The organism is Cryobacterium sp. MLB-32, assembly GCF_000738085.1.
Classification (GTDB): domain Bacteria; phylum Actinomycetota; class Actinomycetes; order Actinomycetales; family Microbacteriaceae; genus Cryobacterium.
Genome location: NZ_JPRS01000039.1, coordinates 12,822 through 33,703 on the forward strand (window position 1 = coordinate 12,822; position 20,882 = coordinate 33,703).

Below are 20,882 nucleotides of genomic sequence, written 5' to 3' on the forward strand. Positions count from 1 at the left end.
GGATGTGCGGCCCAGGCGTGCGGCCACTAACCGTGTCAGTCGCTCCCCGATGGTGACCCATCTTCGTGCTACGCCAGTTGCGACATCCAGAGCATACCAGCCCCACCCGCGTGGGTGGGGAAAATACGGTCCGAGTCAGTCGCGAGAGGCGATTTGGCTGCCAGAGCTGCGCGGGCTGCCAGGCCGCCCGCGGTCGGACAGCTCGTCGACAATCAGCAGGTCGGGACGGTGATGCTGGGTGCCGTAGGCGGCCCGCGCCACGAGGTGGGCCGCCATCGGCGCGGTGAGCGCCTGGAAGACCACGATCGCCACGATCAGGGTCACGGTCCCCACCGAGAAGTTGTTCACCGCGACATCCGTGACGATCGCCATCAGCCCGAAGATCTGTGGCTTGGTGGCGGCGTGGATCCGGCTGAACACGTCGGGAAAACGGATGAGGCCCACCCCGGCGGCGAAGCACATCACGGCACCGAGGAGCACGAGAACGGCCGTGAGGGAATCGTGCAGCACCTCGCTCATGCGCTGTCCCTCGCCGGCAGAAACCGGGCCACCGAGAGCGACCCGAGCACGGCGAACAGCGCGAGCACGAGCAGCACCGGCAGATTGTCCGTGTGCCGGTTGATGGCCATCTCCGCGCCCAGAGCGCAGATCACGGTCGCCACCAACACGTCCGAGGCGATCACCCGGTCGAGTACAGACGGCCCGCGCACGATGCGGTACACCGCGAAGAGCCCACTCAGGCCGAACAGCACGCCGGCGATCAGCGCCACTACCTGCATCATCATGCCTGTTCCTCCGTGTCGGTCACGTCTGGTCTCGTCGGGGATGGGGCCGCGGCATTCACCGGCACGACCCCACGCAACCGTTCGAGGTCCTGCCTCGAACCGACGGCCCGAATGATGCGGCGCTCCGTGTCGAGCACCTCGCGCCGGAAGCGCTCGAGGCCGCCGCCAGTGCGCATGTTGAGAACGTGCAGATAGAGCGTGGAGTGCTCCCGGTCGATATCGACCACGATCGAGCCCGGCACGATCGAGGTGGCCACGGCGGTCCAGGTGAGGATGAGGTCGCTCCGGGTGCGCAGGTGTACGGCCAGGATCGCGTTGCTCGTCACGAGTCGGGGTGAGAAGGCGAGGCCGGCCACATCAATCGAGGCCCGCGCGATGTCGATGAGCAGCCGCACGAAGAACACCAGCACGAACCACGGGTTGACGCGGTTACTCAGCTGCACGGGCGGCAGGTAGAACGCGACGGAGACGAGGACGGCCATACCGAGACCGGTCACGAAGTTGAGCCAGGTGAATTCACCCCAGAGCAGCATCCACAGCAGCACGAGGGCGAGGGCAGGAGGCACCTGGTTGGCGACGCTCACCAGACGCTCTTTGCCGGTGCTCATGGTGTTCCATTCGGGAAGACGGCGTCAATATACGTGGACGGTTCCACGATATTCGCGGCAGCGCGCTCTGTGAAGGCGAAGATGGGGCCCGCGAAAACGGTGAGGCTCACCGTCAGCAGCAGCATGGCGGTCGTCGTTCCCACCATCAGCGGTGACACGGTCTTGGTCAGCACCGTACCCTCGTCTTCCGGGTCCTCCTGCAGCGCCGCGAGCGTGGCCGAGTTGTAATCGCGCACGTCCTTGCGGGGCCGCCAGAAGGCCATGTTCCACGTGCGGGCGAGGGCATACAGCGTGAGCAACGATGTGGCGGCGCCGGCCGCGATCAGGACCCAGATGAGTGGATCGGGGTCGGAGATGCCGGCCTGGAAGAGCGCCACCTTGCCGAGGAAGCCCGAGAACGGCGGGATACCACCCAGATTGAGGGCCCCGAGGAAGAACAGCACGGCCACCACCGGCGCCGCCTTGAGCAGTCCACCCAGCCGGGAAAGCGAGGTGGTGCCGCCGACGCGCTCGATCAGTCCGACGCAGAGGAACAGGGTGGTCTGCACGGTGATGTGGTGCACAACGTAGAAGATCGTGGCGGCGATCGCCAGCGGCGTACCGATGGCGATCCCGAAGAGCATGTAGCCGATGTGGCTCACGAGCGTGAACGACAGCAAGCGTTTGATATCGGCCTGGGCCAGTGCTCCGAGGATCCCCACCACCATGGTGAGCCCCGCAACGACCATCAAGGGGACCGAGAAGTCGTGATCGGGATAGAACAGCGTCTGGGTGCGCAGGATGGCGTAGACGCCCACCTTCGTCAGCAGACCGGCAAACACCGCCGTCACGGGCGCCGGCGCCGTGGGATACGAGTCGGGCAGCCAGAACGACAGCGGGAACACCGCTGCCTTGACGCTGAAAGCGAGCAGCAGAAGCAGCCCGAGGATGAGTTGCACGTCGCCGGGCAGGTTGGGAAGCCGCTCGGCGATGAGCGCGAGAGTGACCGTGCCGGTCGCCCCGTAGATGAGCGCGATCGCGCTGAGGAACAGCAGCGACGACACGAGGCTCACCACGATGTAGGTGATGCCCACCCGGATCCGCGCCCCCGTTCCTCCGAGCGTGAGCAACACATAACTCGCCGACAACAGCATCTCGAACCCGACGTACATGTTGAACAGGTCGCCGGCGATGAAGGCGTTGAACAACCCTGCCGACAGCACCAGATACGTGGGGTGGAAGATCGACACGGGGGTTTCCGCGTGACCGTCGAGCAGTCCCTGCCCCACGGCGAAGAGCAGCACGCCGAGGAGCATGAGGGCCGAGACGAGCACCATGAGCGCCGACAGCCGGTCGACCACCAGTACGATCCCCCACGGCGGCTCCCACCCGCCCACGTAGACGACGGCGGGCTCGTCCTGGTCCACGAGCACGAGCAGGATCGCGCTGATCACCGTCACCGCCGCGAGGGCCAGCACACTCACCACAATCTGTGGTTGCCGACGTTTGCCGAGAATGAGGGCCGTCGCCGCGGCGATCAGCGGGATCGCCACCATCAGCGGTACGAGCACGTTCATCGGGCGTCCTCCCCGGTCGGGGCCGACGAATCGGCGGGAACCGGCGCACCGGAATCGTCGGTGCCTCGCCCGAGTTCCTCGAGCGAGTCCTGCACGGCGTCGTCGTCGTCGGTCGAGGACCGCAGAGCCGCCTCCGTCTCGTCGGCGGTCTCCTCCGCGTGCTCATCGCCCACGTCGTCGCCCTCGTCGCCGAGTCGCGCGAGCCACCAGGAGCGGTAGATCAGCGCGAGAAGCAGCGCGGTGATGCCGAAGTTGATCACGATCGCCGTGAGCATGAGCACCTGGGGAACCGGGTCCGCCATCGAGTCATCGAGGCTCGTGCCCGTGACGATCGGCGAGCTTCCCGGTCGTCCGCTCATGATGAAGATCAGCAGGTTGGTCGCGTTGCCCACGAGCAGGAAACCGATCAGCACCCGGGTCAGGCTGCGCTCGAGCATGACGTACACCCCGGAGGCGTACATCACGGCCATCAGCACGACAAGGGTCAGGGAGGCGTTCATCGGGTCCCTCCGTCGTGGGTCGGCGCCGCGGCATCCGCTGCCTGAACGGTGTTCTCAACGAGGGGCGAGCCCGAAACGGATGCCTCGGCCGGTTCCATCACGAGCGGCTGCGGCCCGATTTCATCGGCCTCGCTCTGCCGGTCGATCTCGCTGCCGAGGCTGCGCAGAATGTCATAGACGAGGCCGATCACGACGAGATACACGCCGATGTCGAAGATGGTCGAGGTACCGAAAGAGAGCGAGCCGAGCACGGGCACCTCGGCCGTGACGTACGCGGATTCGAGCGGGAGTCCGCCGAAGAACAGCGACACGATGCTCATGCCCACGGCCAGCACGATTCCGAGTCCCAGAATCTTGCCCGGGTCGATCGGTGCGGCCTCACCGAGCTCATAGCGTCCACCGGCGAGATAACGCGCCACCAGGGCGAGGCCCGCGATGAGTCCACCGGCGAACCCGCCGCCGGGCTCGTTATGGCCGGCGAACAGCAGGTAGATGGAGACGATGATCGCGGGGTGGAAGAGCAGGCGCACGAGCACCTCGATCAGGATCGACCGGTGCTGCGCGGGGATCTTGCGCCCGGCCAGCAGGAAGGCCTGGCGTGTGACGGCGTGCCCCTCGCTCGAGAGTTCCGGCTCCGCGACCACGCGTCGGCGGTTTCGGCCGAGCCGCCGTGTGCGTGAGTCCTTGAGCCGCGGCACCTCGGCGTTGCGGCCCGAGACGAAGAGCAGGCTCGCGACCCCGGTCGCCACCACGATGAGCACCGCGATCTCGCCCATCGTGTCCCAGGCCCGGATGTCGACGAGCATCACGTTCACGATGTTGTTGCCATGGCCCTCCTCGACGGCCAGGCGCGGAAGCTCCGTGGCGATACTCGGATCCTGGCGGGCGCCCAGGGCGATCACGCCGATGGTGCCCATCACCGCGCCCACGAGGATGCCGATGGTCGCCCGTCGCTTGCGGTTCGTCGATCGGTTGTGTTGCGCAATCTGCGTGGGAAGGCGCCGCAGAACAAGCACGAACACCACAAGGGTGATCGTCTCGACGAGCGCCTGGGTGAGGGCGAGGTCCGGTGCGCCGTGCAGGGCGAACAGTGCCACGAGGCCGAAGCCGGTGACGCCGGCCAACAGCACCGCGGTCATCCGCTGCCCCACCCGCGCGGCCATCACGGCCGAAATTCCCATGATGAGCGCGATGAACACCTGGCCGGGGTAATCCCAGAGCACGAGCGCGTCGGGCCAGCTGCGGTTCACTGCCGCGGCGAAGCGAGGGCGAGCACGAACACCGTGAGGATGGTGCCGAGGTACTGAGGCAGGCCGCCACGCTGGCCGACGTGCGTCACTCTCGCGGCGAGGCGGTCGACGGCGCGCACGGTGAGACCGTAGCCGAGGCCGGCGTCGATCCACGGCGGAACCTGTGCCTGCAGCCGCGCCACGCGTTTGCGCCACCGGAAGAGCAGCGCACCGAGGGCGATCACGATCGCGCTGAGAAACAGTGCGGGCTCAAACCCGTGCCACAGGGCCAGATGGTACGGGTCGCTCGCGCTGCCGGCACCGGGGACGGTGTTCGCGTAGGGGGTGAGGAACGGATCTACCGCGGAGGCGAACAGCCCGAGGCCGACCGTCGCGACGGTGAGCACGGCGGGAGCCAGCAGGCTGTCCCACGGGCTCGGGTGCAGGGCCGTGCGCGCGAGCTTCGGGCGCGTGCCGAAGGCTCCCCAGAAGAAACGGATGCTGTAGGCGACGGTGAGCACGGAGCCGACGGCCGTGCCAACCAGCGCGATCCAGCCCCAGGCGTTGCCGCTCACGCCCGCGTCGATCAGTGAGGTGAACACCGCTTCCTTGGCGACGAAGCCGAACAGCGGCGGGATGCCGGCCATGGAGGCGACGGCGATCAGCGCGATTGCCGCGAGAGCAGGGCTGCTGCGACCGACACCGGAGAGGCCTCTCCAGTCCCGGGTTCCGGCGCGATGGTCGATCACGCCCACGACGAGGAACAGGGTGGCCTTGTACAGGGCGTGGGCGAGCAGCAGCGCGACGCCGGCCAGGGCGGTATCGCGGGTATTGAAACCCACGGCGATCATGAGGAAGCCGAGTTGGCTGACCGTGCCGTAAGCGAGCAGCAGCTTGAGGTCGTACTGGCGGAGGGACCGCCACGCGCCGACCAGCATTGTCCACACGCCGAGCGTCACGAGCACGGGCAACCAGCCGTCGCTTTCCGCGTAGCCGGGCGCGAGGCGGGCCACGATGTAGATGCCCGCCTTGACCATGGCCGCGGCGTGCAGGTAGGCGCTGACCGGGGTGGGGGCCGCCATGGCGGCCGGGAGCCAGAAATGGAAGGGGACGAGCGCGGACTTCGACAGCGCGCCCACCAGAATGAGCAGGATGGCCCAGGTTCCGAGTGTGCCCGTCACGGGTTGGGCCACGATCACGGCGAGCGAGGTCGTGCCGGCACCGACGGAGATCATGATCACACCGACGAGCATGATCAGGCCGCCGAACGTCGTCACGAGCAGCGCCTGCAGGGCGGCTCCGCGGCTCTCCCGCTTGCTCGTGTAGTGACCGATCAGCAGGTAGGAGAGCACGCTGGTGATCTCCCAGAACATGAACATCACGATCACGTCGTCGGCGGTCACCAGACCGTACATGGTGCCGGCGAAGGCAAGGAGCAGCGCGGCGAATCGGCCGAGGCCCGGCTCGTCCGGAGAGAAATACCGCGCGCAGTAGATGAGCACGAGCGCGCCGATGCCGGTGACCACGAGCGCGAGCAGCCACGCGAGGGAGTCGACCCGGAACGAGAAGCTGATGCCGAGCGTGGGGATCCACGGCACGTTCTGGGTGACGGCCCCGCCGGCGGTCACGACGGCGGTCTGCGTCAGCGTGTAGGCGAAGGCACCGGCCGGAAGCAGGGCGATGACATAGAAGACGCGGGGCCCCCACCACCGGGTGAGCAGCGGGGTGAGGAGCGACAGCGCGAGGAAGGCGAGCAGGACGGTGGTCATGCGGCCTCCAGGCTCGTCAGGTCGGGGTCTAAGGGGTCAGTCTATCAGCCGTCTGGGGGTCACCCTCTGGATACGTCAACAACGCCGGTGAGGCCCGTGGCCCGGCAGCGGTAGTGTATCCGAGGCAACAAAACGATCGGACGTGGCCCCATGACGAGCACAACCCAGGGGTCCCAGCACCCGGATCACCAGGCCGACCACCGCGCGGAGACACCGCTCGAGCACATCGAAGACGCCCTGAGCGTTCACGAAGACGAGGGCCTGCACAAGGGGCTCAAGGCTCGTCACGTGCAGATGATCGCCATCGGCGGCGCCATCGGCACCGGTCTGTTCCTCGGCGCGGGCGGCCGACTCGCCAGCGCGGGCCCCGCCCTCGTGATCGTGTACGCGGTGTGCGGCCTGTTCGCCTTCCTGATTCTGCGCGCGCTCGGTGAGCTCGTGCTGCACCGCCCATCGTCGGGATCGTTCGTGTCGTACGCCCGGGAATTCTTCGGGGAGAAGGCCGCCTTCGCGACCGGCTGGCTGTACTGGCTCAACTGGGCGATGACCGCGATCGTCGACGTGACCGCGGTTGCGCTCTATATGAACTTCTTCTCCACGTACTGGGCGCCGTTCGGCACCACCCCGCAGTGGATCTTCGCGTTCCTCGCCCTCGTGGTGGTGCTCGCCCTCAACCTCCTGTCGGTGAAGGTCTTCGGCGAGCTCGAGTTCTGGTTCGCCCTCATCAAGGTTCTCGCCATCGTGGCCTTCCTGATCGTGGGTACCGCAATGGTGATCTTCGGCACGCCGCTCGACGGTGCATCCGCCGGATTCGCGCTGATCGCTGAAAACGGAGGCTGGCTGCCCAACGGGTTGATCGCATCCGTTCTCGTGGTGCAGGGCGTCGTGTTCGCCTATGCCTCCATCGAACTCGTCGGCACGACGGCCGGCGAGACGAAGAACCCCGAGAAGATCATGCCGAAGGCGATCAACACGGTGATCATGCGCATCGCCGTGTTCTACGTCGGGTCGGTGCTTCTGCTCTCCCTGCTGTTGCCGTACACGGCATACAAGGCGGGCGAAAGCCCATTCGTCACGTTTTTCGGAACAATCGGGATCGATGGTGTCGACGTGATCATGAACCTCGTGGTGCTGACGGCGGCGCTCTCCTCGCTCAACGCCGGTTTGTATTCCACCGGGCGCATACTCCGATCGATGTCACTCGCTGGCTCAGCCCCGCGCTTCGCCGCCCGGGTCAGCAAGCGGGGCGTACCTTTCGGCGGCATTCTGCTCACCGGCGGTGTCACCCTGCTGGGTGTCGCGTTGAATGCGTTTGTGCCGGAGCAGGCGTTCGAGATCGTGCTCAATGTGGCGGCACTCGGAATCGTGAGCTCGTGGGGCATGATCGTGCTGTGCCAGATGCGCCTGCAGGCCTGGGCGAAGAAGGGTCTGCTCGAGCGCCCGGCGTTCCGCATGCCCGGCGCTCCCGTGACGAGCTACCTCACCCTGGTGTTCCTCGTGGGCGTGCTCGTGCTCATGGCCTTCGACTGGCCGGTGGGAACACTGACCATCGGCTCCCTTCTTCTCATCATTCCGGCGCTCGTTCTGGGCTGGTACGCCTGCCGTGGGCGCATCCTCGAGATTGCGATCGCTCGACAGGGCTATACGGGCCGGATACCCGTGATCGCGAATCGTCCGTTGGCCGACCGCCCCCGGGAGTAATGTCGCGCGGTCAGGCGACGCGGCGGCTCGACATCCGGTCGGTCACGACCACCAGAGCGAGCGCGAGACTGAGCAGGCCCACATAGACCCACGGGACGACATTCAGGCCCACGGTATCCAGCAGAAGCGCGCCGAGCAGGGCTCCCGCGCCGATACCGGCGTTGAACGCTGTCGTGTAGAACGCGCTCGCGGTGTCGCGAATGCGAGCAGAGGCGCTGTGCAATAACCGGGTCTGCAGCAGGGGCGGCAGGGTGCCGAAGGCGAGGCCCCAGAGCATGAAGGCCACCACGGCGACCGGCATGGACACGACCGAAACGGGCAGCAGCGTCAGGGCGAGCACGGTCACGGAGAGGGCACTCACGGCGACACCCACCACCAGCCCGAGCTGCGGGCGCGGCCCGAAGACCGTTCCGACGAGCAACAGGCCCACGGCCCCGGCGATGCCGAACAGGAACAGCATCATGGGTACATCGGATGAGCCGACCCCCAGCCCGTCGGTGAGGAACGGTGTGACGTAGGTGTAGAAGGTGTAGTGGCCCACCATCGTGATCGCCGTAATCGCGCAAATCAGCGCCACCGCGGCGGTCGTCGGGTCGCGACGCGGCGGGGTGGCGGCGGGAACGGATGTCGCTGCCGCGGTCTTCCCGCGCGCCTGCTGCCCCGCGTGGTGCGTCACCGTGGGCACGAAACGCCACACGAGCGCGGCACCCGCGACCATGAGGACGGCCAACAGGATGAAGGTGAGTCGCCAGCCCAGCAGGTGACCAGCCAGGGTGGCGACCGGAACGCCGAAGATGAACGCGAGAGTTCCGCCGGCGACGGTGATCGACACCGCGCGACCGATCTGTTCCTTGGGAACGAGATGTCCGGCATAGGCACCGACGACGGACCAGAAGATGCCGTGCGCCATGCCCCCCAGCACGCGCGACGCCACGACAAATTCGTATGTGGGCGCAATGGCCGTGAGCACGTTGCTGAGGGCGAAGACCAGGAGCACGGCAACGACGAGCCCGTGACGCGAGACTCGGCGGGTGAGATGAGCGAGGCTCGTGCTCGTCACCACGACGGTGAAGGCGAACCAGCTCACGAGCAGACCGATCTGGGACCGATCGACGTCGAGGGAGGCGCTCATCTCGGGCAGGAGACCGACGGGCATCATCTCGGAGGTGATCGAGAGGAACACGGCTGCGCCCAGAACGATGAGGCCGACCCAGGGAAACGGCGGGGCGGGAACGGCCGACGGCGCGGTCGGCCCGTCGGCGCGTTGAATGGGAATTGAGGCAGTGAGAGACATGTTGCTGCAATCGCGAGCGGCGGTTCCGGGCCCAGGGAGCCAACATCGACTATGGGAAAAACAGAACGGCTGCGCGCTGACGTGCGCGCCCGGGGCCGCGAGTGTGGTCGCGACCACCGTCTACGCTATCTGACCCGTCGCCGCGTGGCCACTCCCGCGGGTAATCTGGCCGGATGACTTCTGCACTCGCGGCACCGCACCACCCGGCCAACAATCACTGGGTGATCACCCTCGTGTGCGCGGACCAGCCGGGCATCGTGCATGCCGTCAGCGGCGCCATCGTCGAGGCTCGCGGCAACATCGTCGAGAGCCAGCAGTTCTCGAGCGATGACACCGGGCGCTTCTTCATGCGCCTGCAGGTGGAATCACCGGCCGAACGCGGCAACTTCGATGCCGCCCTGGCGCCGGTGATCGCGCGCTATGACATGACCTCGGTCATCGACGTCGTCGGCCGCCCACTGCGCACGCTCGTGCTTGCGTCGTCGGCCGCGCACTGCGTCAACGATCTACTCTTTCGCCACCGTGGTGGCCAGGTCCCGGTCGAGATTCCCCTCGTGCTGAGCAATCACGGCACCCTCCGCGACCTCGTGGGGTTCTACGGCGTGCCCTTTGAATCGCGGCCGATCACGGATGCGGCGAGCAAGGCGGCCTTCGAGGCCCGGGTCATCGCCGCGGTCGACGAGCTCGACATCGAACTCGTCGTGCTGGCGCGCTACATGCAGATCCTTTCCCCTGAACTGTGCGAGCGGCTCGCCGGGCGCATGATCAACATCCACCATTCTTTCCTGCCCGGATTCAAGGGCGCCAACCCGTACCGACAGGCACATGCTCGCGGCGTCAAGCTCATCGGCGCCACGGCCCACTTCGTCACGGGTGACCTCGACGAGGGGCCAATCATCGAACAGAACGTCGTGCGGGTCGACCATTCCCGAACCCCGGCCGAGCTCGTGGCCATCGGGCAGGATGAGGAAAGCCGCACGCTGACCCAGGCCGTCACCTGGTTTGCCGAGAATCGGGTGCTGCTCGACGGCGCTCGCACCATCATCTTCAAGTAGTGCACCGTCACGGGGCCACCGTCACGGGGCCACCGTCACGGGTCCGAACGTCACCGCATTGAACGACTCCGCACCGAACGTCACCGCATCGAACGGCTCAGCGTCGAACGTCGCTGGGCCGAGCGACTCGGAGCCACTCATCGCTAGACTGACTGTCGTGACAGACACCCCTCAGGACCCCGCGCAGAAGCCCGCCGTCGGCCCCAACGACATGCTCCGTTTCGTGCTCGAACTCTTCGCATTCGTGACCCTCGGCATCTGGGGGTTCCTGGCCTGGCCGCTCCCCTGGCCCGGCGTCATCGTGGGGTTCGCTGCCCCGGCCTTCGCGATTCTGGTCTGGGCGCTGTTCCGCTCCCCCAGGGCCGTCTTCACCCTTGATCCTTTCGGCAAGGCCTTCGTCGAGATCTGCGTCTTCGGCGCTGCGGCAATCGCCTGGTGGGACCTCGGCCAGCCCATCATCACTGTCGTCTTTGCCATCACGGCCACCGTGAGCGGCATTATCTCCGGCCGCAGAGAACTCGCCGACTAGTCGTCGTGACTGCCCCCGTCAGCGACTCCGCGCTCAGCCACTCCGCGCTCACCGACGCGGACGTACCCGCATGGTGGGGATCGCTCGATCTGCCCGGTCTGGTCGACATCCACACGCATTTTCTGCCCGAACGCATGCTGCGCCGGGTCTGGGCACATTTCGATGAGGCGGGCCCCCTGATCGGCCGACCCTGGCCGATTGAGTACCGCACCGATCAGGACTCCCGGCTGGCCAGCATCCGGGCCCTGGGCGTGCGTCGTTTCACGGCACTCACGTACGCGCACCGACCGGGGATGGCGGCCGACCTCACCGACTTCGCCCTCGACCTCGCGGCGAGCGAGCCCGATGTGGTGCCCAGCGCCACATTCTTCCCCGAAGACGGCGTGCTGAATCAGGTGAATTCGGCGCTCGACCGGGGCGCCCGGGTCTTCAAGATCCATGCGCAGGTGGGCGGCTTCGATCTGCGCGAGCCGGCGCTCGATCCGGTGTGGGGGCTCCTGGCCGACGCCGAGATTCCCGTGGTGATCCACGTGGGCAGCGGCCCGGTGCCGCGGCAGGGTTTCACCGGACCCGACAAGCTCGAGGGCGTGCTGCGTCGGCATCCGCTTCTCACGGCCGTCGTCGCGCACATGGGATCGCCCGAGTACGGCGAATTCCTCGCCCTCGCCGAGCGATACTCACGGGTACACCTCGACACAACGATGGCGTTCACGGACTTCTTCGAGGCGGTCGCGCCCTTCCCCGCCGACCTGTTTCCCCGGCTCGCCGACCTCGACGGCCGGGTGGTGCTGGGCAGCGATTTTCCGAACATCCCCTACCCCTACGCGCACCAGCTCGAGGCGCTCGGGCGGCTGCGCGACCGTGAACCTCGCCTCGACGATGACTGGCTGCGTCAGGTGTGCTGGTTCACCGGGCTTCGACTGCTGGGCTGAGTCTCTCCCGCGGCATCCGCAGGGCGTACGCGGATGCGGCGAGCAGGAACAACGCGCCCACCAGGAACGCGACGGGCAACGACACCAGGTCCACGAGCAGTCCGGCCACGAGCGGACCCGCGATGGCGCCGGCGTCGGCGAACATGCTGAACATGGCCACGGGTCGACCGCTGCGCGGGCCGGCCGCGTCGCCGAGCGCCGCGGCGGGAGCAGTTCCCATGAACGCGGCGGCCACCCCATAGACGCACAGCAGGGCGCCCAGCAGCCAAATGTTCGGCGCGAACGGCACGGCCACGATGGTGACTGCGGCGAGCGCGAACGCCCCGATGATGGCCGGGCGTCGTCCGACGGTGTCGATGAAGCGGGCGGCCGGGGCGAGCGCGATGGTCTGCGCAACGGCCGCGCAGGCGAAGGCGATCCCCGTCCAGCTCGTCGATCCGCGCAGAACCTCGACGATGATGACGGGCACGAGGGTGGCGCGGATGCCGAGCGATGTCCACCCCTGCGCGAAGTTGGCGAGGCACGCCGCCCGAAAGCGGGTGTCGCGGAGAACAACGCGGAAAGGCGTGCGCTGCGCGCTCTCCCCCTCGTTCGACGACGCGGGACCGCTCGACCGCAGAAGCACGATACCGATGGTGCCCGCCACCGCGAGGGTGCCGGCGTAGAAGAAGAAGGGGGCGGTGAGCGAGATCGTAGCGAGTAGTCCGCCGATGGCAGGGCCGGCCATCCCACCGATCAGGAATCCACCCTGGTAGAAGCCGATGGCTCGTGCACGGATGGCCGAGGGCGTTGACCCGAGCAGCAGGGTCATTGCGGACACCGAGAACAGGGCGGACCCGATGCCTCCGGCGCCGCGGAGAAGCAGCAGCTGGGGGTAGGAGTCGGCGACTCCGACCAGACCGCTGGACACAGCCACGATACCGATTCCCACGGAGAGGATCGTGCGTTCCCCCGCCCAATCAATGAGCCGACCGCAAAACGGACTTGTGACGAGGCGCATCAGCGCGAATGCCGAGACGACGGCGCCTACGGCCACGTAACTCACGCCGAAGCTGCGCACATAGACCGGCAGAACGGGAACCACCACACCGAAGCCGACCATCACGAAAAAGGCGATGACGCCGAGCACGATCACGTCGCGAGACAGTCGTGGTTTCGGCGTCGTCCCGGATACCGGGCCGCGTGAGAAGAGGCCCGGTCGCATCCACTAAGAATACCCGTGGCGGGACACCGTCCGCGGACCGCGCAGGAGGCAGGGCCCTCGGTCTGTCGACCGGGGGCCCTGCCTGGTCTGAAATGTACTACCGGTCGATATGCAGGGTCTGCGTCTTGCTCGTCGACCCGGCAACAACGTCACTGCCGGCATAGACCGCCGTCACCTCGTATGTGCCCGGCTTGAGGTGCGAGAGCGTGACGGTGCCCTTGCCCTTCTTGTCGAGCGTGACGGGGTGGCTGTCCTTGTTCACCATCAGCGTGACGGGCCCGGTGATGGGACCGTCGGACTTCACGGACACCTCCACCTTCGTGCCCCGATCGGAGTGAGCGCGAGTCTTCTCGAGCTTGATCGCGGTCTTCGAACTGAACTTCACGACGACTCCCGCCGACGTGGCGGTCGCAGAATCCAGGCCTTGTTTCGACGCCGTGACGACCACGGTGAACGTCTTGCCGCCGTCCTTCTTGCCCGTCTTGAACGTCGACGTGGTTGCCTTGCGAATGTCGACGCCATCGGCCTGCCACTGATAGCTGTACCGCACGCCCTCCGGGCTCCACTCGCCGGGATTGGCGCGCAGGGTCTTTCCGACCACGGCGGTGCCCTCGATCGTCGGCAGCACCGAGTTCACGGGAGCCGTCGGCACGGGGGCCGCACCGGATGCGACAGAGACCGCGGTGGTGACCGCTGTGTCTCCGTACCCGACAATGCCGATATAGCTGGTCTCGGGCGTCAGGCCTGTCCAGTTGAGCGTGTAGCTCACCGGAACGCCCTGTTCGGTGGTCAGCGTGGACGGCGTTGCCGCAAAGCCGCCCTCACCGACCCCATCGAGAACCGAGAACGTGTTCACGTCGAACGCTGTCGTGCCGGAGTACACATCGACGATCACGAGGTACGAACCCGCGTCGGGGGCGGGCAGGTCGACACGCTCATCGGCCGATCCCGTTGCGGACTGCCACCCGGCGACGGGGGTTCCACCCGGACCGTCGAGGCGGTACACGATCAGGTCGAGGTCGCTCGTGTCATCGACCGCGTTCAGGTCGAATCGGGCGAGCTGCACCCCGGCCGGAACGTCCACCGCGTAGGTGAACTCGTCACCGGCGGTGCCGGATCCGGTGTTCGGGCTCGTGGGATCGGTCGGGTTCGACTGGTGCAGTCCCGCGGCGAGTCCGCTGACGTTCAGCGGCAGCTCACCCGTGGAACCGGGGGTGACGGACACGTCCACCGACCCGTCGATTCCGGTGCCTTCGACGCTGGCCGGGGCACTGATCGCGATGGGCTGCACGGCGATCGGGCTGTGCACCGACACTCGGCTGTCGCCCGTTCCGCTGACCCAGTCGAGAGAGCCCGTGGCGAACGAGTCGAGCGGGGCATCCGTTCGACTGAATGTCACGGTGTAGCTCTGCGTGTCACCGGGACCGCTGAACGACATGGTCGACGGCGACACCACGGCGTCGATTCCGGGGATGTCGATGGGCTGAGCGGTGAACTCGCCGCCGGCGGTGGCGGTCACCGTGCGGGTGATCGTTTCCGGTGCGGTCAGCGCGCCGATCGCGATGGAGGCGAGGTTCAGGTTGCTCGCGTCGATGGGTTCGACACCCACGTCATAGCCGATGCCCTGAATGAAGGAATACCAGTCGGCCGTGTCGTTGAGGTAGAGCAGGCCCGGGTTGAAGAACTTCGTCGGGTCGACGTGCCCGGCGCCCTGGGTGAACGGATCGGTGATGGGATTGCCGGCCGCGTCAACGGTGTTGTAGGCACTCGTCATCATGGCCGACTTGATCTCGCCGGGCGTCGCGGTGGGGCGCTCTCCGAGGTAGAGGGCGGCCAGGCCCGCGATGTGCGGGGACGACATCGACGTGCCCGACAGGAACTGCCAGGTGGGCTCCGCCCCGGCGGCGTTGGCGCCGTCGGCGAGGATGGCAACCCCGGGAGCGGTGATGTCGGGCTTCAGGATGTCACTGCCGTCGGCGAGCACCGGTCCACGAGAGGAGAAGCCGGCGACCTGAGGGGTCGGCGGCTGGTAGCTCGTGGTGTTGCCCGGCGTGAACGTGACGGTGGCACCGGTCGTTGCCGCGTAGGCGTAGGTCGAAGCCCAGTACGGGGAATCGAGGTGCACGGTGGGAACGGAGTGCTCGTCGGTGTCGACGGAACCCGGCGTCTTGTTCACGAGGAGCATGCCGATTCCGCCGGCCCGCTTCACCTCGGCAGACTTGGCGACCCGGTCGTAGACTCCGCGCTGACAGAGCACGATCTTTCCGGTGACGGCGGCCGTGTCCAGAGAATTGGGAGCACACAGCAGGGCGTCGGCCGCATCGTGCCCGGCGACAGCCATGAGATCGGCCCTGACCAGGTCACCGCTCAGCGGGGTGGCCCCCGGCGTACGGTCGACCGTGATTGAGCCACCGGCGTAGGCGGATCCATCTCCGAAGGTGGCTGTTGCCTCGTAGCCGGGAATCGTGCTGGCAGCGACGGTCGTGATCCACGGGCTCGCGTTGTCGAGGGTGGAAGAACCCGGCCCGGAGTTGCCGGCCGAGGCCGCCACGAAGATACCGGCCGAGGCCGCTCCGAGGAAGGCCACGTCGGTGGGCGAAACGGTCGTCGTGGCCGCTCCTCCTCCGATCGAGAAGTTCAGCACGTCGACGCCGTCGGCGACCGACTGGTCGATCGCGGCGAGCATGTCGGAGGTGGCGCATCCGTCGTCGGTGGAAGCCGCCGGGTTCGGACCACTCCAGCACACCTTGTAGGCAGCGATCTTCGCGGCCGGAGCAACACCCGAGATCAGACCGTAGTCGAGACCGCTGATGGTGACCGGCACGTCGTGATTGCCGGCAGCAGTGCTGGCCGTGTGCGATCCGTGGCCGTCGCCGTCGCGCGGCGAGGCGTACTCACCGACCGACGCATCGCCGATACGACTGGCGCCGAAACCGTTGACGTAGTACCGAGCACCGACGACCTTGGTGTTGCAGTCGCTGGCGGCGAACTGCACCCCGGCCACGCAGGTACCCGTGAAGGTGCCGCCGTCGGCCTTCTTGAAGGTGATGGTGCTGCCGTCGAGGTAGGGCTCGGCTCCCGCTGTCGTGCCCAGGGCGTCACCGGCGAAGGACGGGTTTTCCGGGGCGATTCCCGTGTCAAGCACGCCGACGACCACGCCGGCACCGGCTTGGTCCGCGCCGCCGATGCTGTTCCACACACCGTTGTCGCCGCTGAGTCCGAGGAACTCGGTGGAGGGGGTCGCGGTGATGTGCCGCAGCTCGTCGGGCGTGATCGAGACCACGTCTTTCTGCGACGAGAGCGCCACCGCCTGCTTCGCGCTGAGGTCGGCCGCGAAGGCGTTGATGGCGAGAGTGTACGAGTAGTCAATGTCGGCATCGACCGAGGCCGCGACCTTTTTCTGCTTTCCCCCGAGATAGTCCCCATATGATTCTGACGCGCGACTCTGCGCGTTCAATTTCTTGCCTGTCCCCGGTGTCGTGGCCGAGAATCCATCGACGCCGCCGTCATAGGTGGCGACGGCATCGTCAGCCAGCGTGACGATGTACCGTCCGGCGGTCAGGTCGGTCATCGGCTGGGAAATCCCGGCACCGATGACTCCGGCGAGGCCGGGTTGCCCGGGGGCCGCAACGGCGGCTCCGCTGGCACCCACCAGGGTTGCGGCGCCCACGAGGGCGAAGGTGAGGCCGGCCGCGGTCATGCCGCGAAGGCGCCTGCCCGGGTTGGGGTGAGACGTGGGTGGCCTTAAAAGAGAGCTCAAAAGCTTGTCCAATCCGATGTGGTTACGCGGACGGTTCTGCCCCGGCTCGGGGCACAACTTGATTGTGAACCTATCGCAGCGATTCGCTCCTGACCAGACATTTAAATCCCCCTTTGGGGGACAGAACACCTCGTGTCCGCATCTCCGCGCCGACTCCAGCACACGGCTCGGCGGATGCGCTTCGGGCTCGTGGAGGTGCAAAACCTGATCATTCCCGGAGCAGCTCGCACTCGCCTGGTGCCGACCGGCGTGCAGCGTGCGAAACCGAACGCTGCCGTGAACGGACGCCCGAATCGCTCGGCCCCGTCCCGGAATTCGACATCGCCGCGACCGTACCGGGAGGGTTCGGATTCGCACCGGGCAATGCGACGCCCCGTCGGGGCCGACAGCTACCGTGTCAGCGCGAGACGCTCGCGGACGAGACCGGCTTCGGGACGGGGCTGGCTGCCCGAGCGGCCGCCGCGTCCCGGCGTCCACCGACCGCTCGAAGGGCGTTCAGGATGGTGACGAGGTCCACGAATTCCTGGCTGAGCGCACCGATGGTCGCCGGGATGAGGCCGAATGCGGCGATGACCATGAGCACCACACTGAGCGCGATTCCGATCCAGATGCTCTGCAGGGCGACCCGAACCGTGTCCTGGCCGATCACCACGGCGCGAGCCGTGCGGGAGATGTCATCGAGCAGGATGACCACATCCGCTGATTCGCTCGCCGCCGTGGACCCCCGTGCGCCCATGGCAATGCCGACGTCGGCCGCCGCCAACACCGGGGCGTCGTTGACCCCGTCGCCGACCATGATCACCGGGCGGGCGGTGAGGTTCCGGACCGCGTCGACCTTGTCACTCGGCAGGCAGTCGGCCTGCACACGCGTGATGCCTACCTGCGCGGCGATGTGTTCCGCCGTGGCGCGTGCGTCGCCGGTGAGCATGAGCGTCTCGCCGACGCCGAGCCGATTGAGCTGGGCCACCGTGTGCTGAGCGTTCTCCCGGACCCGGTCCCTGGCCACGAGGCAGCCCCCGAAACGTCCACCGACGGCCACATACATGGCCAGCTCCCCCTCACGCAGGCCGGCGGCTTCGGCCTCGGTGACGCGCTCTCGAATGAACGAGAGCTTACCCACGACCACGTCGACGGAACCGAATTGCGCCACGACACCGTGCGTGGCGATCTCACTCGCGGAATCGGCCGCCGTGAGAACGAGGTTCCGGCTGCGGGCCTCGGCGATGACGGAGGCCGCAAGCACGTGCGACGAGTATTGTTCGGCCGACGCGGCGAGACCCAGAAGTTCGTCCGCCGTGAAGCCGGGCTCGGGGCGTACCTCGGCGATCACGGGTGTGCCGTTGGTGAGCGTTCCGGTCTTGTCAAAAACCACGGTGCGGGCGCGGGCGAGCGTCTCGAGCACGCCGGCACCCTTGACGATAATGCCATTGCGGGCAGCCCTGCTCATGCCGCCCATGAAGGCGACGGGCGCGGCCAGCAGCAGGGGACACGGTGTGGCCACCACGAGCACCTCGGCGAAACGCACCGGATCGCCGGAGAGCAGCCAGGCCAGACCCGCCAGGCCGAGCGAGAAGACGGTGAAGGGAACCGCGTAGCGGTCCGCCAACCGCACGACGGGGGCCTTGCTGGATGCGGCCTCTTCGACCAGGGCGATGATCCGCTGGTACTGGCTGTCGGCCGCGCGCGCGGTGGCCCGAATCGTCACCGCGGTCTGCCCGTTGATCGAACCGCTCAACACGCTGTCGCCGGCGTGACGCTCCACCGGCAGGCTCTCCCCCGTGAGCGATGATTCGTCGAACGACGCCTCGCTGGAGTGAAGTTCGCCGTCGACGGGAACGATTTCCGCCGGGCGCACGAGCAGCAGGTCGTCCACGGCCACCTCGGTGGCCGGCACGTCCACGACATCCGTTTCGGACTCGGTGAAGCGGTGGGCGATCTGCGGGGCGCGCTGGAGCAGGGCATTGAGCTCTCGCGTGGCGCGGCCCGCCGCGTAGTCTTCGAGGGCCGCCCCGCCGCTGAGCATCAGCACGATGATGAGGGTGGCAACGTACTCGCCCACCGCAATCGTGGCGAGGATGGCCATGATCGCGAGCAGGTCGACGCCGAAGGTGCCCTGGCGAAACCGGCGCACCATGCCAACGAATTCGATGACGGCCACGATCAGCCCGAAGACGCTGAACAGCCACTGCACCGCTCCTGGCGGCCCGCTCCACCACAGGACGATACCGACAAGGCCGACCAGAACCGTCGCCGCGACGATCGGATAACGCCGGACGGAAGCCACCATGCGTTTCATACTCAAATTCTGACGCGCCGAAGCCGATCACGCCAGCAAGGCGAGCCTCCCCTGAGCCCGCACACAAGAAACGACCCCGACCGGAGAGGTCGGGGTCGTTGCATCGAGATTCCTAGCCGTGCGGGGCCGTTCAGGCCAGGCGGGCCTGCAGGTTCTCCGCGAGCGACGCGAGGAACTCCTCGGTGGTCTGGTAACCCTGGTCCGGCCCGACGAGCAGCGCGAGGTCCTTGGTCATCTTGCCGCTCTCGACGGTCTTGATGACCACGTCTTCGAGGGTGAGGGCAAACTCGGCAAGGGCCGGGTTGTTGTCGAGCTTGGCCCGGTGGGACAGGCCGCGGGTCCAGGCGTAGATGGACGCGATCGGGTTCGTCGACGTGGGCTTGCCGAGCTGGTGCTGGCGGTAGTGGCGCGTCACGGTTCCGTGAGCGGCCTCGGCCTCGACGACCTTGCCGTCGGGGGTCGAGAGCACGCTTGTCATGAGGCCGAGCGAGCCGAAGCCCTGGGCTACGGTGTCCGACTGCACGTCGCCGTCATAGTTCTTGCATGCCCAGAGGTAGCCGCCCTCCCACTTCATGGCGGATGCGACCATGTCGTCGATGAGACGGTGCTCGTAGGTGAGGCCGGCAGCGTCGTAGTCGGCCTTGAACTCGGTGTCGAAGATGTCCTGGAAGATGTCCTTGAAGCGACCGTCGTAGGCCTTGAGGATCGTGTTCTTGGTCGACAGGTAGACCGGAACCTTGCGCTCGAGTCCGTAGTTGAGCGAGGCGCGGGCGAAGTCGGTGATCGACGAGTCGAGGTTGTACATTCCCATGGCGACGCCGTCACCCGGGGCCTGGAACACCTCGAACGTGGACGGCTCGCTGCCGTCCTGCGGGGTGAAGGTCATGCTGAGCGTGCCCTTGCCCTGAAAACGGAAGTTGGTGGCCTTGTACTGGTCGCCGTAGGCGTGGCGGCTGATGATGATCGGCTTGTTCCAGCCGGGAACGAGGCGCGGGATGTTGGAGATGACGATCGGCTCACGGAAGATGGTGCCGCCGAGGATGTTACGGATCGTTCCGTTGGGCGAGAGCCACATCTTCTTCAGGCCGAATTCCTCGACGCGAGCCTCGTCGGGGGTGATGGTGGCGCACTTGACACCGACGCCGTGCTTCTGAATGGCGTGAGCCGCGTCGATGGTGATCTGGTCGTTCGTCTCATCGCGCTTCTGGATCGACAGGTCGTAGTACTCGAGGTCAATATCGAGGTACGGGTGAATGAGCGTGTCCTTGATCGCGTGCCAGATGATGCGGGTCATCTCGTCGCCGTCAAGCTCGACAACCGTTCCCTCAACCTTAATCTTCGACAATGAACTCTCCTCTAAAACATCGGTGGCCGTCACGGCCACCGACCAGCTTACTAGACGCCCGTAACTATCTTGACATCGAGATAAATTCTCACCGATGACACGGGTCCAACACACCCCGGATCTCAATTGCGTCTACCAGAGGTGCCGAGCAGACGTTAGCCTGAGAGCATGGGTGAGCTGAGACTGGAAGAACTGTCCGCACGTAATATCGTTGCGGCCAACAACCTGAGCCTGAAGCCAGGCCAGGAGCAATTCATTGCACCCGTGTCCTACTCCGCCGGGGCATCCGTCATCAACCCGGCCACGTCGTGGCAGCGAG

General features: G+C 66.8%; 16 protein-coding genes, 1 pseudogene and 1 riboswitch. Of the genes and pseudogenes, 5 read left to right on the forward strand and 12 right to left on the reverse strand.

Annotated features, from left to right (window positions below):
* Positions 1-2: 2 nt before the first annotated feature.
* Positions 3-91: riboswitch (ZMP/ZTP riboswitch) on the reverse strand.
* Positions 92-135: 44 nt separating this feature from the next.
* The 7 genes from mnhG to JF66_RS25250 are packed head-to-tail and all read right to left on the reverse strand — an operon-like array spanning position 136 to position 6,447.
* A complete protein-coding gene (gene mnhG / locus JF66_RS06250) occupies positions 136-519 on the reverse strand; it encodes a monovalent cation/H(+) antiporter subunit G (RefSeq protein WP_051973191.1) in 384 nt (127 codons plus the stop codon).
* On the reverse strand, positions 516-785 hold the full coding sequence (locus tag JF66_RS06255) for a monovalent cation/H+ antiporter complex subunit F (protein WP_369797959.1): 270 nt from the start codon (positions 783-785) through the stop codon (positions 516-518). The genes mnhG and JF66_RS06255 overlap by 4 nt, the downstream gene beginning before the upstream one ends.
* A complete protein-coding gene (locus JF66_RS06260; protein WP_035876317.1) occupies positions 782-1,393 on the reverse strand; it encodes a Na+/H+ antiporter subunit E in 612 nt (203 codons plus the stop codon). Before JF66_RS06260 ends, JF66_RS06255 begins: the two co-directional genes overlap by 4 nt.
* Entirely contained in the window at positions 1,390-2,949 is a 1,560-nt protein-coding gene (locus JF66_RS06265; protein ID WP_035876318.1) for a Na+/H+ antiporter subunit D, read from the reverse strand. The genes JF66_RS06260 and JF66_RS06265 overlap by 4 nt, the downstream gene beginning before the upstream one ends.
* Positions 2,946-3,449: a sodium:proton antiporter gene (locus tag JF66_RS23505; protein WP_051973192.1), complete on the reverse strand. Its 504-nt coding sequence runs from the start codon at positions 3,447-3,449 to the stop codon at positions 2,946-2,948. Before JF66_RS23505 ends, JF66_RS06265 begins: the two co-directional genes overlap by 4 nt.
* Positions 3,446-4,699 carry a hydrogen gas-evolving membrane-bound hydrogenase subunit E gene (mbhE, locus tag JF66_RS25245; RefSeq protein WP_369797960.1) on the reverse strand — a complete coding sequence of 418 codons (1,254 nt, stop codon included), beginning with the start codon at positions 4,697-4,699 and terminating at the stop codon, positions 3,446-3,448. Before mbhE ends, JF66_RS23505 begins: the two co-directional genes overlap by 4 nt.
* Positions 4,696-6,447, reverse strand: a complete 1,752-nt coding sequence (locus JF66_RS25250) for a proton-conducting transporter membrane subunit (RefSeq protein ID WP_369797961.1) — start codon at positions 6,445-6,447, stop codon at positions 4,696-4,698. Before JF66_RS25250 ends, mbhE begins: the two co-directional genes overlap by 4 nt.
* Positions 6,448-6,597: 150 nt before the next feature.
* On the opposite strand from JF66_RS25250, the gene JF66_RS06280 reads away from it, so the two are divergent.
* On the forward strand, positions 6,598-8,148 hold the full coding sequence (locus JF66_RS06280) for an amino acid permease (RefSeq protein ID WP_035876319.1): 1,551 nt from the start codon (positions 6,598-6,600) through the stop codon (positions 8,146-8,148).
* A gap of 10 nt (positions 8,149-8,158) precedes the next feature.
* On the opposite strand, the gene JF66_RS06285 is transcribed toward JF66_RS06280, so the two are convergent.
* Positions 8,159-9,442, reverse strand: a complete 1,284-nt coding sequence (locus tag JF66_RS06285; RefSeq protein ID WP_051973193.1) for an MFS transporter — start codon at positions 9,440-9,442, stop codon at positions 8,159-8,161.
* 173 nt (positions 9,443-9,615) lie between these two features.
* On the opposite strand from JF66_RS06285, the gene purU reads away from it, so the two are divergent.
* The 3 genes from purU to JF66_RS06300 all read left to right on the forward strand — a co-directional run bounded on the left by purU (position 9,616) and on the right by JF66_RS06300 (position 11,958).
* The gene (purU, locus tag JF66_RS06290) at positions 9,616-10,497 is read left to right on the forward strand and encodes a formyltetrahydrofolate deformylase (RefSeq protein WP_051973194.1); all 882 of its coding nucleotides are present in this window, start codon (positions 9,616-9,618) and stop codon (positions 10,495-10,497) included.
* Between the two features lie 157 nt (positions 10,498-10,654).
* Positions 10,655-11,026 carry a YrdB family protein gene (locus tag JF66_RS06295; RefSeq protein ID WP_035876321.1) on the forward strand — a complete coding sequence of 124 codons (372 nt, stop codon included), beginning with the start codon at positions 10,655-10,657 and terminating at the stop codon, positions 11,024-11,026.
* A 5-nt stretch (positions 11,027-11,031) separates the two neighbouring features.
* Positions 11,032-11,958 carry an amidohydrolase family protein gene (locus JF66_RS06300; RefSeq protein WP_035876322.1) on the forward strand — a complete coding sequence of 309 codons (927 nt, stop codon included), beginning with the start codon at positions 11,032-11,034 and terminating at the stop codon, positions 11,956-11,958.
* Here JF66_RS06300 and JF66_RS06305 read toward each other — a convergent pair.
* From JF66_RS06305 to JF66_RS06320, 4 genes are all read right to left on the reverse strand, one after another.
* A complete protein-coding gene (locus JF66_RS06305) occupies positions 11,933-13,162 on the reverse strand; it encodes an MFS transporter (protein ID WP_035876323.1) in 1,230 nt (409 codons plus the stop codon). The genes JF66_RS06300 and JF66_RS06305 overlap by 26 nt on opposite strands.
* A gap of 97 nt (positions 13,163-13,259) precedes the next feature.
* The gene (locus JF66_RS06310; RefSeq protein ID WP_081882187.1) at positions 13,260-16,862 is read right to left on the reverse strand and encodes a S8 family serine peptidase; all 3,603 of its coding nucleotides are present in this window, start codon (positions 16,860-16,862) and stop codon (positions 13,260-13,262) included.
* Positions 16,863-17,319: 457 nt separating this feature from the next.
* Positions 17,320-19,218, reverse strand: a complete 1,899-nt coding sequence (locus JF66_RS06315) for a heavy metal translocating P-type ATPase (RefSeq protein ID WP_051973195.1) — start codon at positions 19,216-19,218, stop codon at positions 17,320-17,322.
* A 130-nt stretch (positions 19,219-19,348) separates the two neighbouring features.
* The gene (locus JF66_RS06320) at positions 19,349-20,563 is read right to left on the reverse strand and encodes an NADP-dependent isocitrate dehydrogenase (protein ID WP_035876333.1); all 1,215 of its coding nucleotides are present in this window, start codon (positions 20,561-20,563) and stop codon (positions 19,349-19,351) included.
* A gap of 168 nt (positions 20,564-20,731) precedes the next feature.
* Between JF66_RS06320 and JF66_RS06325 the strand changes: the two are divergent.
* A pseudogene (locus tag JF66_RS06325) lies at positions 20,732-20,882 on the forward strand (GNAT family N-acetyltransferase); the annotation flags it as partial.

Coding starts and splice junctions, on each gene's coding strand:
- JF66_RS06260 (WP_035876317.1), bottom strand. CDS start 1,393: ATGAGCACCGGCAAAGAGCGTCTGGTGAGCGTCGCCAACCAGGTGCCT.
- JF66_RS06280 (WP_035876319.1), top strand. CDS start 6,598: ATGACGAGCACAACCCAGGGGTCCCAGCACCCGGATCACCAGGCCGAC.
- JF66_RS23505 (WP_051973192.1), bottom strand. CDS start 3,449: ATGAACGCCTCCCTGACCCTTGTCGTGCTGATGGCCGTGATGTACGCC.
- JF66_RS06305 (WP_035876323.1), bottom strand. CDS start 13,162: ATGCGACCGGGCCTCTTCTCACGCGGCCCGGTATCCGGGACGACGCCG.
- JF66_RS06310 (WP_081882187.1), bottom strand. CDS start 16,862: ATGACCGCGGCCGGCCTCACCTTCGCCCTCGTGGGCGCCGCAACCCTG.
- JF66_RS06265 (WP_035876318.1), bottom strand. CDS start 2,949: ATGAACGTGCTCGTACCGCTGATGGTGGCGATCCCGCTGATCGCCGCG.
- JF66_RS25250 (WP_369797961.1), bottom strand. CDS start 6,447: ATGACCACCGTCCTGCTCGCCTTCCTCGCGCTGTCGCTCCTCACCCCG.
- purU (WP_051973194.1), top strand. CDS start 9,616: ATGACTTCTGCACTCGCGGCACCGCACCACCCGGCCAACAATCACTGG.
- JF66_RS06255 (WP_369797959.1), bottom strand. CDS start 785: ATGATGATGCAGGTAGTGGCGCTGATCGCCGGCGTGCTGTTCGGCCTG.
- JF66_RS06315 (WP_051973195.1), bottom strand. CDS start 19,218: ATGAAACGCATGGTGGCTTCCGTCCGGCGTTATCCGATCGTCGCGGCG.
- JF66_RS06285 (WP_051973193.1), bottom strand. CDS start 9,442: ATGTCTCTCACTGCCTCAATTCCCATTCAACGCGCCGACGGGCCGACC.
- mnhG (WP_051973191.1), bottom strand. CDS start 519: ATGAGCGAGGTGCTGCACGATTCCCTCACGGCCGTTCTCGTGCTCCTC.